Raw genomic sequence first — 15442 nt, forward strand, 5'->3', positions numbered from 1 at the left:
TTCATAAAGCTAAGAAATCCTAAATATACTAAAGAGGAAGCATTTATTCGCTTCCTCTTTTCTGCGTTTATGAGATAACTTAATTTCAAAAAGCTCTGTTTATATTACTCAAAAAGGAGTGAGCCCTTATGTGTGGTTTTGCTGGTATTGTAGATTTCAAAAAAATTCTTACTAATGAACAGGTTCATCTAGAAAGCATGACTGATACCTTAAAAATGCGCGGCCCTGATCAACATGGCTATAAATCTTATCCTCATGTTCTCTTTGGGCACAGAAGACTCATTGTTGTAGATCCCAAAGGTGGTCTTCAACCTATGACTAAAGAACAAGGTGGCTTTCAGTACACCCTTATTTACAATGGCGAACTTTACAATACAGAAGATATTAGAAAAGAACTCCTTAATAATGGGTACCAATTTGATTCTTACTCAGATACTGAAGTGCTTTTAACAGCTTACATGTGTTGGGGCGTTAATTGCGTCGAAAAGCTTAATGGTATATTTGCTTTTGCAGTTTATGATGAAAAACTTGAGCAGGTTTTATTAGTACGTGATCAACTAGGCGTTAAACCTTTCTTTTATAGCATTCAAGGCACCACTCTTATTTTTGGTTCAGAAATTAAAACAGTTTTAGCGCATCCCGCTGTTTCTCCTACCGTGGACAGAGAAGGACTTACAGAAATATTCGGTTTAGGGCCTGCTGTCAGACCAGGTAGTGCTGTGTTTAAAGAAATAAGTGAACTTTCCCCTGCTCACCTAGCTATTATTAATAAGAAAGATATCGTCATTAAAGAATACTGGCAGCTAAGGGCTACTGAAAATCACGAAACGTTGTCGGAAGCTACCGAACATTTACAACATTTACTTATTGATGCCATTGAACGCCAATTAGTCGGTGATGTACCTTTATGTACTTTTCTGTCAGGTGGCTTAGATTCCTCTGCTATTTCTGCTATTGCTGCTCGTTCTTATCAAAAGCGCAATAAAGTACTTACCACCTATTCTCTTGACTACGAAGATAATGATAAATACTTTAAAGCCTCTATCTATCAGCCTACTTCCGATCAATATTGGGCACTGCAAATGGCTGAGTTTATCCAAAGTAATCATCGTACTTATACGATCAAACACGATGAGCTAGCTTATGCTTTAAAGTCTGCTGTTCTAGCTCGTGATTTGCCTGGTATGGCAGATATCGACTCTTCTCTCTTCTTATTCTGCAAAGAAATTCGAGAAGATTTTATAGTTGCTTTATCTGGTGAATGTGCCGACGAAGTTTTCGGTGGCTATCCTTGGTATACTAGGCCTGAACTTAGGAACCTAGAAACCTTTCCTTGGTCCAATTTTGTTCGAAGCCGCAAACAGCTCCTTTCTCCTGAATACGCCTCTCTTCCTCTTGAAGAAATAGTCCAGGAGAATTATTTAGATAGTTTAAAACTTGTCCCTCAATTAGGTTATGAATCTCTTGAAAGACAACGTACAAGAGAAATTTTCTATTTAAATATGAAATGGTTCATGGTTAATCTCTTAAACCGTAAAGACCGTATGAGTATGGCTAATAGCTTAGAAGTACGTGTACCTTTTGCCGATTACCGTTTAGTCGAATACGCTTTTAATTTGCCAGATGACTACTTATTCTATCAAGGGCGAGAAAAGGGCCTCCTTCGCAAGGCACTTAAAGGCATTTTACCTGAAGATATTATTTATCGCAAAAAGAGTCCTTATCCTAAAACACACAATCCTATTTATACCCAGCTTGTAAGTAATATGCTTAGCGAAGTTTTGCAAAATAAAAATGCGCCACTCTTTACTATTATTAATAAAGAGTTTGCGCAGAAATTAGTAGATACCAAAGGTGAAGCTTATACAAGGCCTTGGTTTGGTCAGCTTATGACAGGGCCACAACTTATTGCTTATCTTGTTCAACTTAATATATGGCTTGAGAGCTACAAAGTAAAGTTGGTATAAAAGAAAACCGATATCATTCTATTTGCTGCCAGAAGCGTTTGACATAGGATGCTATTTCTGGTGTTTTTACTTTTTTAGCCTGGTAAAACTCTGGTGTTAGAAGGCTTTCGTAAAGAGGGGTATTGAAACGGTCATCTATTAGCAAGATACTTCCTTTATCTTCTTCTGTTCGAATAAGACGTCCTACTGCTTGTAGTACTTTGTTAATGCCTGGGTAAGTATAGGCATAGTGGTAGCCGTCTTTTTCCTCTTCATCAAAGTGATTCTTAATAAGGTCTCTTTCTAGGCCAAGCTGTGGTAAGCCTACACCTACTACCACTACCCCAATAAGCCTATCTCCTGTTAAGTCTATCCCCTCAGAAAAGATGCCTCCTAATACGCAGAAGTTGATGGTAGTGGTATCTGGATTGGGGACAAACCTTTCTAAGAAGCCTTCTCTTTGTTCTTCACTCATTTCACTGGTTTGCTTATAAACTTCGTATTTTAACCTTCCTAAATCATCATATACTGAAAAGTAACTTTCATTTTGTAAGTCAGATTGTAAGTCAGAATCCTCTTTTCTTTGACTTGTCATGACCCTTAGATACTCAAATACCTCTAACATATATTTATAAGATGGAAAGAACACCATGTAATGTCCTATTTTTTGTTCTACTAACTGACAAATGGCATTGCAAATCTTTGTGTAACTTCCTTCTCTATGTCTATATCTAGTGGATACATCCGTAGTAATTAGCCTTAAAGCATTTTCTTCTATAAAAGGGGAATCAAAAGCTATGGCCTTATCCTCCTTACCTCCTAGCATGTATTTATAATAATCAATAGGTAAGAGGGTAGCCGAGAAGAAGATAGCACTTTTGCAAGTACTTGTAATGCTACTAATAGCAGTACTTGGATCTATACAAAAAAGCTTTAATCTCACTTCTTGTCCACTACTTTCTCCATAAACGACATAATGTTCATCAAAAAGTTCATAAATACGATTAAAACTATAAGCCTCAAAATACAAATCTATTAAATCAGCTGGTAAATTATTTTCTCCCCCCTGCTGCAGCTTTTTATCACATGCAGCTATGAGCCTTCTATTAATCTGATAAAGTGTTTTAGGGGCCTCCTTACTAATATAAACACCTAATTCATCTATATATTCCCTTCTTAAATCTAAAAACCACTCATTAAGCTTTGTAAGTTCTTTAGAAATAGTAAGGTAGCCTTTCCCTAAGTTTTTCTTCACACTTAAGACTTGTCTTTTCGAAAGACTAGCAGAATACATTTCTCTCGCACGATCAACTAGGTTATGTGCCTCGTCTACTAAAAGCACAAAATCTCTGTTATCTGCAAATCGCTTTAGTCCTACACTAGGGTCAAATACATAGTTATAATCACAAATCACAATATCTGCCCATATAGATAAATCAAGGGCTAATTCAAAGGGACATACCCGATGTTTTCTAGCGTAATCCTCTACCATGCTTCTAGAAATTAAATCTTCCTCATTAATAATCTCATAAACCGCGTCATCTACCCTGTCATAATGGCCATTGGCCCATTCACAATAATCAGGATGGCACTGCCTTTTGTCACAAAAACAAATCTTGTCTTTAGCAGTTAAAGTAATCGTTTTAATCTTAGCCCCTTTTTCGTATAAGCGCACAGCTGCTTCTTCTGCAATGGTCCTAGTAATGGTTTTTGCAGTAAGATAAAAAATCTTACTGCCATGTCCTTCTCCCATAGCCTTTAAAGCCGGAAAAAGTGTAGACATGGTCTTGCCTATGCCTGTTGGTGCACTGACATAAAGGTTATTGGTTTGCTGAATACTTTTATAAACACTAACAGCTAACTCTCTTTGCCCCCTGCGGTAGCTTTCAAAAGGAAAGGCTAGTTCCTTTAAAGAACCGTCCCTCTTTTTAGTCCACTCCATGTAAAAGCGAATCCATTTTGAGTATTTCGTAATAACCTGATTAAAGAAAGCCTCTAATTCTTCAAAGTAGAAGCCTCTTTGCAAATGTTTGATTTCTTTTGTTTCTATATGATAATAGGTAAGGCGTACCTGCATTTCCTTCTGAGCATTTTCTTTAGCATAAAAATAAGCATAACATTTGGCCTGAGCCCAGTGAAGAGAATTGTAATTCTCATCAATTAAGCTTAGGTCTTTAGTTGTAGTTTTGATTTCATCAATAGTAACCCCTACAAGGTCTCTAATAATCCCATCTGCTCTACCTTCTACCACAAAGATAATGCCATCCTTTTCGCACTCATGAACCATTTTGACCTCTGCCTCATAATTAGCCTCCATACTTTCTTGAATCTTCTTATGAGCTAAGGTTCCTAAAACAGCCCTATTGCTACTAGTTACCCCTGAGGTGATACTTCCTTCTCTGAGTACAAATTCTACTAGCTCTCTAACGGAGATTTTCACTAGTCCTTCACTAATACGCATTTTTTAGGCCCTTTCCCTTTTCATTCTTCTTCCATTATACAACACATTTCCTTCTAAAATGCTTTCTTTATTTAAAAGCTTTTACAATTATAATTGTGTATTTTATTCTAAATTTATATAATAGTTATAAATCAATATATAAGGAGGGCTTATGAAACTATCCGATTTAATAACTACTGCTCCCATTACTATCCAATGCCATGATAATCCCGATGCAGATGCTTTAGGTGCAGGCTATGCTTTATATACCTATCTTAGGCTTAAGGGGTGTGACACTAGACTCATCTACAGTGGTCATTTTCAAATTCAAAAAACAAATCTTGTGGCTATGATAGACCTTTTAAATATTCCCATAGAATATACCAAAATGACCAAAGTAAATGGGCTTCTCATCACTATAGATTGTCAATATGGCGCTGGCAATGTAACCCTCATAGAAGCTGATGATGTTGCTATTATTGACCATCATCAAATCGAGATAACCAATGTTGAAAAAAGTGAAATCTGCAGTTTTTTAGGCAGCTGCTCTACTTTAGTATGGCAAATGTTTTTGGATACCGGCTTTGAGGTTAATGAATTTCCTCTTATTGCTACTGCTCTATACTATGGTTTATTTACAGACACTAGCCAATTCGCCGAACTTTATCATCCACTAGATAAAGATATGAGAGATCATTTACATATTGATGAGAGCATTATTAAACGCCTCAAAAATTCCAACCTTTCTTTAGCCGAAATTGAGATTGCAGGCCTAGCACTCATTCGTTATACCTATAATGAAGTCTATCGTTTCTCTCTTATCAAAGCACGTCCTTGTGACCCTAATATTTTAGGACTTATTAGTGATATGATGCTCCAAGTAGATACAGTTAATACCTGTGTGGTCTATAGTGAACTTACTAATGGCATTAAGCTTTCTGTTAGAAGCTGCGTGAAAGAAATTAAAGCTAGTGAACTGGCAACTTATTTAACTGAAGAAATTGGTTCTGGCGGAGGACACCTTGAAAAAGCTGGTGGCTTTATTAATCAAAAGCTTTTTGAGAAAAGTTATCCTGGTCTATCCTCAGAAGCTTATTTCTTAAACCGACTAGACAGCTATCATAAGAGCTATGATATTGTCGATGCTGGTACTTATGTAATGGATACCTTTGATATGCCACTTTATCAAAAGCTTCCTATTCCTATTGGCTATGTAGAAACGATGAAGCTTTTACCTCCTCATACACCAGCTATTGTGAGAACTTTAGAAGGTGATATCGACATTACTGCCTCTGAAAATGTATATATTATGATTGGTATTGATGGTGAAGTATACCCTATTCAAAAAGACAAATTTGAACGTAGCTATGAGAGGTTATCTAGTGGCTTTGTTTTAGATGACGCTCAGTATTTCCCTTCTATCAAAAATAAATTAACTGGAGAAACCTTACTCCTTAAAGACCACGTACAATCCTGCCTAGCTAGAGGAAAGGTACAAATCTATGCTAAGCCTCTTACAAGAGTCACTAAAGTCTTTACCGCTTGGGATAAAAGCAAATATATGTATGGTGCCATAGGCGATTATATTGCCGTACGTAGTGATGATCCTCATGATATTTATATTATTAAAGGCGATATTTTCTTAAAAACCTATGGAGTTGTTTAGTAAAGAAATAAAGGTGGACTCCTATCCACCTTTATCTAGCCTCTCTTGGCATCTACTCTTTATATCAATCATTTGCTTTTAATAATAAAACATCTTTTGCACTTAAGTTTAAAACTTCTCCTTTTTTGTAGGTAATATCCCTTAGTAAATCTACATACTCTTGATCAAATGTAATTTCCTTAGCTTCCTTATTATGATTAAGAATGAAGGTATATTCTATCTCCGCTTTATAGCGTCTTGTAATTTCCAAACCTTCAGATAAAGTCATAATAGGTTTAATTTCTACTTCTTCTAGACATTCTTTAAGGAAATCGATGAAGAATTCTTCGCTAGAGCTACTGCCAACATACCAAGCTTTACCTTTCCCAAAATGATTGACTGTAACAGCAGGTGTTCCTGCATAGAAATCTTCACCATAGACTGCTACTACTTCCGCCGTTTCTAAGTGGATCAAGTCACATAGTAGCTCAGCACTATATATACGTCCATCTGTCATAACAAGTTTATTTGCTTCCCCTGGTGGTAAGGCATCAATCTCCTCTACCCATATACCTAGAAGTTCTCTTAATTTTCCTGGGTAACCACCTATAGTTACTAAATCATGTTCATCTACAATACCACTAAAGAAGGTTGTTATAAACTGACCACCTGCTCTTACGAACTCTTCTAGTTTCTTATGATAATCACCTTTTATCATATAAAGTACTGGAGCTATAACTAATTGGTATGGGGACAGGTCTGCATCTACACCGATAATATCTATATTAATATTTTGTTTAGCTAAGGCTGTATAATATTTAAATACTTCTTTGATATAACGAAGTTCTTTACTTGGACCTGCTGAATATTCTAGTGCCCACCAGTTATCCCAGTCAAATAAAATAGCTACCTTAGACTTCACCACAGAGCCAATAATTTCATCTCCTAGCTTTTCAAGCTCTGCTCCTAGAACTTCACATTCTTTAAATACCCTGGTTTCTCCTGTTCCCACATGATCAATCAGTGCCCCGTGATATTTCTCACAAGCACCAATAGACCTTCTCATTTGGAAGTACATAATCGTATCAGAACCATGTGCTACAGCTTGATAACTCCAAAGGCGCATTACTCCAGGCCTTTTTAAGTTATTATAAGGCTGCCAATTCGTTACACTAGGTGTTTGCTCCATTAAAGCAAAAGGCAAGCCATCCTTAAGTCCTCTCATTAAATCATGGTCCATCCCCATCTTATAATAAGGATCATCAGTAGAAGGATAGTTATCCCAAGAAACAAAATCCATATATTTAGCCCATTTATGATAATCTAATTCTTTATAAAAGCCCATAAGATTAGTCGTTATTTGAATCTCTGGTGTTATACGTTTGATAGCTTCATACTCTTCTTTGTAGCACTCTAACATACTGTCTGAACTAAAACGTGCATAATCCAGAGAAATACCCTGGAACATACTTCTTTCCCATTCAAAGTGCTCACTTTGAAGATTAGGAACAACGATTTCATCCCAAGCATAAAAGGTATGTCCCCAAAAGCTTGTATTCCATGCTTTATTTAAAGCTTCTAAAGTCTTATATCTATTTTGCAACCATACTCTAAAGGCTTTTTCACACGTATCACAATAGCATTTACCACCAAACTCATTTGAAATATGCCACGCTACGATATTGTCATAGTGTTTATAACGTTCTGCTAGCTTGGTTGCTAAACGTACTGCATATTTTTTATAAACTAAACTATTAGGACAAGAATTATGGCGTCCACCAAACTTCCTCCTCATGCCACTAAACTCTGTGCGAAGAATCTCCGGATACTTTTTAGCCATCCAAGCTGGGTGAGCTGCTGTAGAAGTAGCTAGACAAACTTTCATATTGTTTGCTTTTAAGTAGTCCATTTCCTTATCTAACCTTGAAAAGTCATATTCTTCTTCACTTGGCTGAAGCATAGCCCAGTTAAATACATTGAGAGTTACAACATCTACCCCAGCTTTTTTAAAAAGTTTCATATCTTCTTCTAAGATTTCCTCTGGCCATTGCTCTGGATTATAGTCGCCACCAAATAAAATTTTCTTTACCTTCTCATCATTAATCATAACTTTCCCTCCCATTGTCATCTATCTTTTCTTTTATACCTTCGCTATCAAACTTATCCTAACATAAGGCTTGCCTTATGCCTATCAGATAAATTGGTGAACATTTATCCCCATTTTTTGAACTTTTTTAGATTACAATCCACAATTTTATGTAGTTATCCTTAGCATTTTTGTCAATAACAATTGGAAGGGATTATGATATAAAATAGGGCTTAGTAAAAGAAAATACACATTAATATTAAAAATATATTTCTAAAGACTACGTATCACAAGGAGGATAAGCCGTGAGTGAGGTTTTTCAGTTAGCAGAGATTTTTAATAGTCATATGGTTTTACAAAGGGATGCTGCCGTTAAGGTATGGGGAAGTGGGCCTAATAAGAGTAGAGTTACTCTCACCATTAGCCAGCAGGTACATTCTACAACGATTAGCCATAATAAATGGTGTATTACTTTAGAGCCTTTGTGTTTAGGTCCCAGTTTAGAGATGAAGGTGACTTGTGGCGATGAAGCTATTATTATAACTGATATTTTAGTAGGTGATGTCTACCTCTGTAGTGGACAGTCTAATATGGCTATGCCACTTAGAGAAACAAATAATGGGGATTTAGATTTGTATTCTATTAACTTACCCGTGGTACGCCTTTGTGATATGGTCGTTAAGCCTTATGAAGGTAGCACTGCCTACATAAGTCCTGATGATACTATAGGCTGGGAAATTAAAACTTCTGATCTTAAATGGCAGCCTTGCTCTTGGCCACATATTCATAACTTTTCTTCTATAGGCTACCATTTTGCGAGTCACTTATATAACGCTTACAAGATTCCTATTGGTATAGTAAATTGTTCTTTTGGTGGACGCCCTATTTGCACTTGGATTAGAGAGGACTATTTTAAGGAAGACGATGAGCTACTTGCTTACTATAAAGACTTCGAACAAAGACTCAAGGAAGTAGACCCTCTTGCCTACATGAAAGCCTTCGGTGAGTATCTCGTTAATATCTGTCACTATATTAGTAAACAAACTACCATTTGGCCTACAGAACCTTTTGGTCCCTTTGATACCAATACGCCTTCTGTTCTTTATCATTCTATGCTAGAACGTATTGTTCCTTTTCATTTTAAGGCAATACTATGGTACCAAGGAGAAAGCGATGAACTCATTTCTCATCTTTATACCAACCTTTTTAAAATCCTTATTAAAAATTGGAGAGAGGTCTTTGAGAATCCTGATTTACCATTCTTCTATGTACAACTTCCTAACTTTAACACCCATGCAGCCCCTAACGATCCTTATTTATGGGGTAAACAACGTTTAGCTCAGGAACAAGTTACAAGAACCGTCCCTCATACTTATATGGTAGTATCTACGGATATTGGTGAAATGGATGATATTCATCCTAAAGATAAAAGACCTGTAGCTGTTCGTTTAGCAGCCTTAGTACAAAAGTATCTCTACAATGAGAATATAGCCGCGGAAAGTCCTAGGTTGTATGAAGCAAAGCTTATAGACTCTCATATTCACCTTCTCTTCGAGGGCGATGGCTTACCTCTTGTTCGGCCTAATGAACCTATTTATATCAACGTAGTAGATTATTTAGGACAAAATCATCCAATCTTAGCAGAAATTTGTGATAACCAAATCCTATTAGATTGTACAGCTATTCCTAAGCCTCTAAAGATTCACTATTGTCTTGAAAGCTCTTGTGAGGCTAAAATTTTTGATAGTAATACTCTTCCTGTAGCACCATTTTGTAAGATATTGTAATCTAAACTTATAGTTAAATATAGATACCTATTTTTAGAGAAACAAAATAGGCGCAAGTACTGAACTTACGCCTATTTTGTATGTAAAGATTATGTAACAACCCCTCCTATAATCATCTCTCTTAATTCTACCTTCTACATATCTTGAATATCCATGATATTCTTTTACTGAGTTGCAGGCCTAAAGTTTAACTCTAATTAAATTACATGTTAGAAATAAGAGAAATCTTACCTTAATAAGCAACTACATTACTTATGAAATAATCTGTTATGCTCCCTTAATCTATAGATGAGACTTTCTAAAGCTTCCGGCTCAGTCATACACTCTTCTAAAGTCGATTCCATGGGCTCACATCGTTCAGAAATAACAAAAACAATATATGCATGCTTTAATTTTCTTACGCATATTTCATTTGGTCTAAACTCATGCTCATCATATATATTATAATCAAATAACTGCTCTTGCTTTATAAGCTTATTACATTCTCCTAACATCATATTCATTCCCCTTATACCATCTAATATCTAGCATGCCACTTTTATAACAGTCCATGATTCGAGATAACTATAGGTCTTTTTTTAATGTAGTGAATACGAAATTCATTAATCCGTTTATTTATTCTTAAATAATATTAAAGTTATACTTTTTTCATACCATCTTCAAAAATTACTTTTGAGATAACTTGTACTTATTTTTATCTACTTAACAGATTTTGAATTTCATCATTTTCAATCGCTTTAGTTATTAACTCATAATAATTCATATTTTCTCTCTCTCCTAATCTACCTTAATTTTACTTATTACTGTTTGCTCCAATGGTATTATGTCAGAAATCGCCTCAGGCACATTGCCAGGTATATACCCACTTGGAATCCATAATGAATTATCACCAGTTTCATTCCCACTTGGAAGTCTTAAATTAAGCCCAATAACATCATCAACATCAATTCTTACCAATCCACTGCCATCACTAAAATACCCGTTCGGAAAACCAAGTTCCTTTTCAATAATTGATATATCATCATTTGCGCTAAGCACTACCTCATCACAGTATTCTTTAGGTAATACGTTAATTCTTCTGCTTTCTTAGAAATAAGTTTGATAATCTCATGTACCTTATTATAAAGCTTACTATTACTAATAAGGTTCCATAGCTCATCACCTTTCTTGGTAAGAAAGTCAATAACATTATCTCCTTTTTTCGTAACAAACCTAACGGTATCGTCTCCGTATTTAAGAAGAATCTTTCCTACATCTTTGACCTTATCTACTATTTTACTAACATCTCCAATTTTATCAGTTAATTTAGCTATCTTTCCTACTATTTTTTCTCCTGTTGCTGCCCAACCTGCAAAAGGAATACATGCTGCAAAAGATAAACCCGCATTTAAATAGTCACCTCTCGCCAAGTAAATCAATCCATTAGCCGCATCTGCTATTTCTCCTGCTACTGGTATAAATCCTAGGATATCTAACACAAATTGTGCACCATCTAGTAGAATAACACCTGCCTTTTTTAAACCATTTATAATGTCATCCCTATGTTCAATAATATAATCAATGGTATCTCCTACTACTTGGCTAAATCGGTCTACTATGTTATTTATCCCATCTAGTAACTTCTCTCCAAAATCAGCTAGTGTATCTTTCGCTTTTTTAAAGAAGTTGCTTACTCCACTAGTAAAATCATCCCACTTATCCTTTACGCCACTGGCAAAGTTTATGACATTTCCTTTTACTTTTTCGGCAAAATCACTTACTTGGGTTCGGATATGTGTCACTGCATCTGACACATTTTCTTTAATATTTGACACCGTATCTTGAAACTTTTTGTTTATACCTGATATGGTAGCTGATAGGTCGAAATGGGTGACAAAGTCTGTAGCATCCTCTACTACATCCTTAATTTTATCTACTGCATCCTCCCATAGATTACCGATTTTATCTCCTATGCTTTCTTCTTGCTGACTAACAACCTTTGTACCAATATTCACACGTGTAATTACAGGCCTTCCCCCTAGACCATCTATACGTAATTTATTTTTATTAAGAAGCTCTTTAGCATCTTGTTCTGAAGAAGTATAAGCTCTTACTGCTTCAGTTAAACCCGTACTAATCTTATTACTTTTTTCTTCTAGCCTTTTTATGTACTGTTCTGTTTCACGTAATTTGTTCTGTATACTATAAACTTTACTTGTGACACTACTATAGTCTGAGTACTTACTTAAAATGCTGGATAGTTCGCTTTCTATGCGACTAGACCCACTCCTATATTTACTATAAATATTCTGCCCATAACGCCTGTAATCTCTAGACAAACTCATCAGTGCATCGGTTTGTACCTCGATTTCCCTCCCCATTTTATCCTCCTATTCTTTTAAGATAATCTTCTCTAATCATTGGCTAGAGAATTCCCTACAAAATATCTAGCTTTAATTATTTAAATCATTATACATTCAACCATAATCTTTAATCCTTCTTCTTAATTTTAGACTTATTATTTTAAATATTCTAACTTAATATTATTCTATTTTACTGAATTTTTCAATAACATTAATATTATTTGTACGATGCTATTATTTTTTTTCTCTAATAAAACTCAGCTACTTTTATGAGTCCTACTTTGGTATGTAGTTAACTGAATAAACCTTTTAAGCCTAGCATCCCCTAAGCATTCTGTAGGACAGTGCTATAGGTATGAAGTATTATTCTATCTACAAACCTTATGGGAGTCACTAAAATAGGCGTAAGCTCTGCGCTTACGCCTATTTATACTATTTTATTTCTTTTTGTTGTAAGTATTCATCTAATATCTTTTTTTCGAAACTATCTTCTGGTACAATATTTAGCTGCTCATATGCCCAATAGATTTCTCTCTCAAAATATCCAACATTTCTATCGATTTCATAACTATACTTTATTTTAAATTTATACTCCAAATCTAGTTTAAAAATCACTGCATACCATTTTTCTTCACCTGCATTTACAAATTCTAGCCATAACTCTTGAACAATCCCCATCAACTCCCTGATCAGTTTAAAAAAAATTTTGTGCTAACTCCATAATCATCTGGTATTTTCCCACCAGCTTTATATTCTTGTTCTTGAGATGTTTTATAGTAAAAACTCACCCCTCTAACATCTCTTAATTCCTCAGCATACATTACTATTTCGCTCCATTCAGAGGGAACAATTTCATCTAACCTATTCGCTATCTTACTGTAATAAGGTGCTAACTGACTCTCTGCTATCATAATTTCTCTCCTCAATTTTCAAATTCATGTAATCTCCATTTTCCATCACCAATTTTATACTGTACTTCAAAAGAGATTGGACGCTTAGATGACCCACTATAAATAGTCTCTATCTTAACTTGTACTTCTAGTGGCGGATTCTCACTTAAGGCCCTTGCCCAAGTATTTTCCATGTACTTCCAATCCCCACGATTTAAAGTAACATCCATCGGAACTAAATTATCCAAATCACCTGAACCCTCAAATATATTTGCTATTAAATGCCCTCCATCATCCGTAGTTAATCGATCTTCTCTTTCCTCAACTTTTTGATTATAAACATTTCGCTTACTTGTATTCTTTGTTAATGTTCCTTCTGCACTATCTATTCTTCCTAAACTATCCGTCTTGTACGTATGCCCTCCTGGTGTTGTATGCTCTATATTGGCTTTTAATTCTTTTCTTCCATTCTTACCTTTTATATACTGATCACCGTAATTAACTTTTGTCAACTTACCAATGTATTCACTCAGGCCTTCTAGCTCTTTTATTTCATCTACTGATAAATCTGCTTTTTTGTAGCTGAGTTCTGTTTCATCTTTAAGTTTTACTTTTAATATATCCCCTTCCTCCACTACTTTTTCTATATCCTTGAAGTCTATTTCTTTAAAGTTTTTCTCTATTAAATATCTATTCGAAATAAAACAAAATAGGCATAAGCACTGAACTTACGCCTATTAAGGCTGAACTACTCTTACTGTTCCTAATTCTTCTACATACATCACTACTTCGCGCCATTCATTAGGAATCAGCTCATCTAATTTACCAACCATATTGTTATAGTGCTTCCTTAATCTATTTTCACCTAACGCTCCTTTCCACTAGAGAATATGAATTGTTTTTAGATATTCCTTTATAACTAGTCTCAATAATAGGATTTATATGTCTATATAGTAAATATGTATTTCTATAGCAGCACAATAGACTTTCCCTTTTTCTAAAATATTTCCTATATTATCGGCTTCAAGTCTTCATGAAGAGATTTAGGCAGTCTCTTTAAATGAAACCCTGTTTCTGTATCAAATAATAGTTCTTCATCACCTAATCTAACATTCCAATCCCCATCTACTATTTTTCTATATATCTCTGTTAAGCAGTAACACCATCTAACTACTTCTTCTATTTCACGTTCATAATCATCTTCATAATGACCTATTTCTATACTACCCTCCAATATAATAGGTGATTTATATGTATTATATTGGGGTATATCTATATTTTCACCTTTCCAGTCCATCTCATCTAAATCTTTAATTCTATAACTTTCTATAACTTGATTAATAGATTGTTTTTCTTCATTAGATAATTGGATATCTCTTTTTACTATATAGGTTAGACTTACTCCCACTTATTCTTCCTCCTTGTATTTCATTAGTAATTCAAACATACTTTTTAATATTTCTTTTAACTCTTCATAACTGCAAAATCTTGGATCTTTTATTAACTCTTCTTCCTGTGTGTATTGTTGTATAATAAAACTAATTGGAGCTCCTTCTATACACTGGCCATCTACAAAAATAAATATAATTAATTCAACAAGTCCATACTTTAGTCCTATATTATAACCTATCTGTATCCTGTCGTTTTGCTTTAATATAACTTTAAAGAAATTTTCTCTTTTATAATATTTTGCACTATATCCTAGTTCTTGTATAATCTCTTTAACTTTATCTATCTCTATTTTTTCCATAGGAATTTGACCTTTAGCTCTATATTTTTCAGAAATTTCTTTATACCTATCTACAAGTCCCTCTTTCTCAATAAAATTAATCATATTTTGACTTAACATCTTTATTCACTCCTAAATCTTATTTCAACATTATATTTTTCCTTAGCTAGCTTTATATATTCATCAATTTGACTAAATCCTCTATTTGATTCAGGAATTTCAAGTACAAATTTACCTTCTAATAATTGTCCGTCTATCTGTGGATATTTATTCGATCTTATTCTTGTACCAGGCTCATATTTATTACCTAATTCTTTTAGATATTTTTCATAGGTAGCTATATCAATCTCGCTTAAATCTGTAGCCTTCCTTGATACAATTTCTTTTGTAAACGGATTATATGAATCTAATCTTTTTCCATTTTCTAAGCTAATGTATCCTTTTCTTTCTTAAAGAATTTCACTACACCGCTAGTAAAATCATCCCACTTATCTTTCACACTGCTAGCAAAGCTTATGATACTTCCTTTATTTATTCTTTGCACATTTATTTTTCTTACAAATACTTATAGCAAACA

The 15442-nt window shown here is 34.6% G+C and carries 11 protein-coding genes and 1 pseudogene; 3 read left to right on the forward strand and 9 right to left on the reverse strand.

Annotated elements, in window-relative coordinates; all coding sequences use genetic code 11:
* Positions 1 to 128 precede the first annotated feature (128 nt).
* Positions 129 to 1967: an asparagine synthase (glutamine-hydrolyzing) gene (gene asnB / locus CLOLE_RS18570; protein WP_013658662.1), complete on the forward strand. Its 1839-nt coding sequence runs from the start codon at positions 129 to 131 to the stop codon at positions 1965 to 1967.
* 13 nt (positions 1968 to 1980) lie between these two features.
* Here the strand turns inward: asnB and CLOLE_RS18575 are convergent, their stop codons facing one another.
* Complete coding sequence (locus tag CLOLE_RS18575; RefSeq protein WP_013658663.1) at positions 1981 to 4407, reverse strand: ATP-dependent DNA helicase; 2427 nt, start codon at positions 4405 to 4407, stop codon at positions 1981 to 1983.
* A 151-nt stretch (positions 4408 to 4558) separates the two neighbouring features.
* Here CLOLE_RS18575 and CLOLE_RS18580 point away from each other — a divergent pair, with 151 nt between their 5' ends.
* Positions 4559 to 6052, forward strand: coding sequence for a DHH family phosphoesterase (locus CLOLE_RS18580; RefSeq protein ID WP_013658664.1), 1494 nt, complete (start codon positions 4559 to 4561; stop codon positions 6050 to 6052).
* Positions 6053 to 6116: 64 nt separating this feature from the next.
* On the opposite strand, the gene CLOLE_RS18585 is transcribed toward CLOLE_RS18580, so the two are convergent.
* The gene (locus tag CLOLE_RS18585) at positions 6117 to 8138 is read right to left on the reverse strand and encodes a beta-galactosidase (protein WP_013658665.1); all 2022 of its coding nucleotides are present in this window, start codon (positions 8136 to 8138) and stop codon (positions 6117 to 6119) included.
* Between the two features lie 284 nt (positions 8139 to 8422).
* Here CLOLE_RS18585 and CLOLE_RS18590 point away from each other — a divergent pair, with 284 nt between their 5' ends.
* Positions 8423 to 9904 carry a sialate O-acetylesterase gene (locus tag CLOLE_RS18590; RefSeq protein WP_013658666.1) on the forward strand — a complete coding sequence of 494 codons (1482 nt, stop codon included), beginning with the start codon at positions 8423 to 8425 and terminating at the stop codon, positions 9902 to 9904.
* 248 nt (positions 9905 to 10152) lie between these two features.
* On the opposite strand, the gene CLOLE_RS18595 is transcribed toward CLOLE_RS18590, so the two are convergent.
* From CLOLE_RS18595 to CLOLE_RS18630, 7 genes and pseudogenes are all read right to left on the reverse strand, one after another.
* On the reverse strand, positions 10153 to 10407 hold the full coding sequence (locus CLOLE_RS18595; RefSeq protein ID WP_162145092.1) for a hypothetical protein: 255 nt from the start codon (positions 10405 to 10407) through the stop codon (positions 10153 to 10155).
* A 274-nt stretch (positions 10408 to 10681) separates the two neighbouring features.
* Positions 10682 to 10942 carry a hypothetical protein gene (locus tag CLOLE_RS18600; RefSeq protein ID WP_013658668.1) on the reverse strand — a complete coding sequence of 87 codons (261 nt, stop codon included), beginning with the start codon at positions 10940 to 10942 and terminating at the stop codon, positions 10682 to 10684.
* On the reverse strand, positions 10942 to 12264 hold the full coding sequence (locus CLOLE_RS18605; RefSeq protein ID WP_013658669.1) for a hypothetical protein: 1323 nt from the start codon (positions 12262 to 12264) through the stop codon (positions 10942 to 10944). Before CLOLE_RS18605 ends, CLOLE_RS18600 begins: the two co-directional genes overlap by 1 nt.
* Before the next feature lie 414 nt (positions 12265 to 12678).
* Positions 12679 to 13157: pseudogene (locus tag CLOLE_RS24085) on the reverse strand (immunity protein YezG family protein).
* Positions 13158 to 13168: 11 nt separating this feature from the next.
* The gene (locus tag CLOLE_RS18620) at positions 13169 to 13771 is read right to left on the reverse strand and encodes a DNA/RNA non-specific endonuclease (protein WP_013658670.1); all 603 of its coding nucleotides are present in this window, start codon (positions 13769 to 13771) and stop codon (positions 13169 to 13171) included.
* A 374-nt stretch (positions 13772 to 14145) separates the two neighbouring features.
* Positions 14146 to 14544 (reverse strand): hypothetical protein, encoded by a 399-nt coding sequence (locus CLOLE_RS18625; RefSeq protein ID WP_013658671.1) that lies wholly within the window; start codon positions 14542 to 14544, stop codon positions 14146 to 14148.
* Positions 14545 to 14985, reverse strand: a complete 441-nt coding sequence (locus CLOLE_RS18630) for a hypothetical protein (RefSeq protein WP_013658672.1) — start codon at positions 14983 to 14985, stop codon at positions 14545 to 14547.
* Positions 14986 to 15442: the final 457 nt, after the last annotated feature.

Origin of the sequence: Cellulosilyticum lentocellum DSM 5427 (assembly GCF_000178835.2) — a bacterium.
In the GTDB taxonomy this organism is placed as follows: domain Bacteria; phylum Bacillota; class Clostridia; order Lachnospirales; family Cellulosilyticaceae; genus Cellulosilyticum; species Cellulosilyticum lentocellum.

What these genes read in the sequence shown, in the direction of transcription:
- asnB (WP_013658662.1), top strand. Translation starts at nt 129, where the DNA reads ATGTGTGGTTTTGCTGGTATTGTAGATTTCAAAAAAATTCTTACTAAT.
- CLOLE_RS18575 (WP_013658663.1), bottom strand. Translation starts at nt 4,407, where the DNA reads ATGCGTATTAGTGAAGGACTAGTGAAAATCTCCGTTAGAGAGCTAGTA.
- CLOLE_RS18580 (WP_013658664.1), top strand. Translation starts at nt 4,559, where the DNA reads ATGAAACTATCCGATTTAATAACTACTGCTCCCATTACTATCCAATGC.
- CLOLE_RS18585 (WP_013658665.1), bottom strand. Translation starts at nt 8,138, where the DNA reads ATGATTAATGATGAGAAGGTAAAGAAAATTTTATTTGGTGGCGACTAT.
- CLOLE_RS18595 (WP_162145092.1), bottom strand. Translation starts at nt 10,407, where the DNA reads ATGAATATGATGTTAGGAGAATGTAATAAGCTTATAAAGCAAGAGCAG.
- CLOLE_RS18605 (WP_013658669.1), bottom strand. Translation starts at nt 12,264, where the DNA reads ATGGGGAGGGAAATCGAGGTACAAACCGATGCACTGATGAGTTTGTCT.
- CLOLE_RS18630 (WP_013658672.1), bottom strand. Translation starts at nt 14,985, where the DNA reads ATGTTAAGTCAAAATATGATTAATTTTATTGAGAAAGAGGGACTTGTA.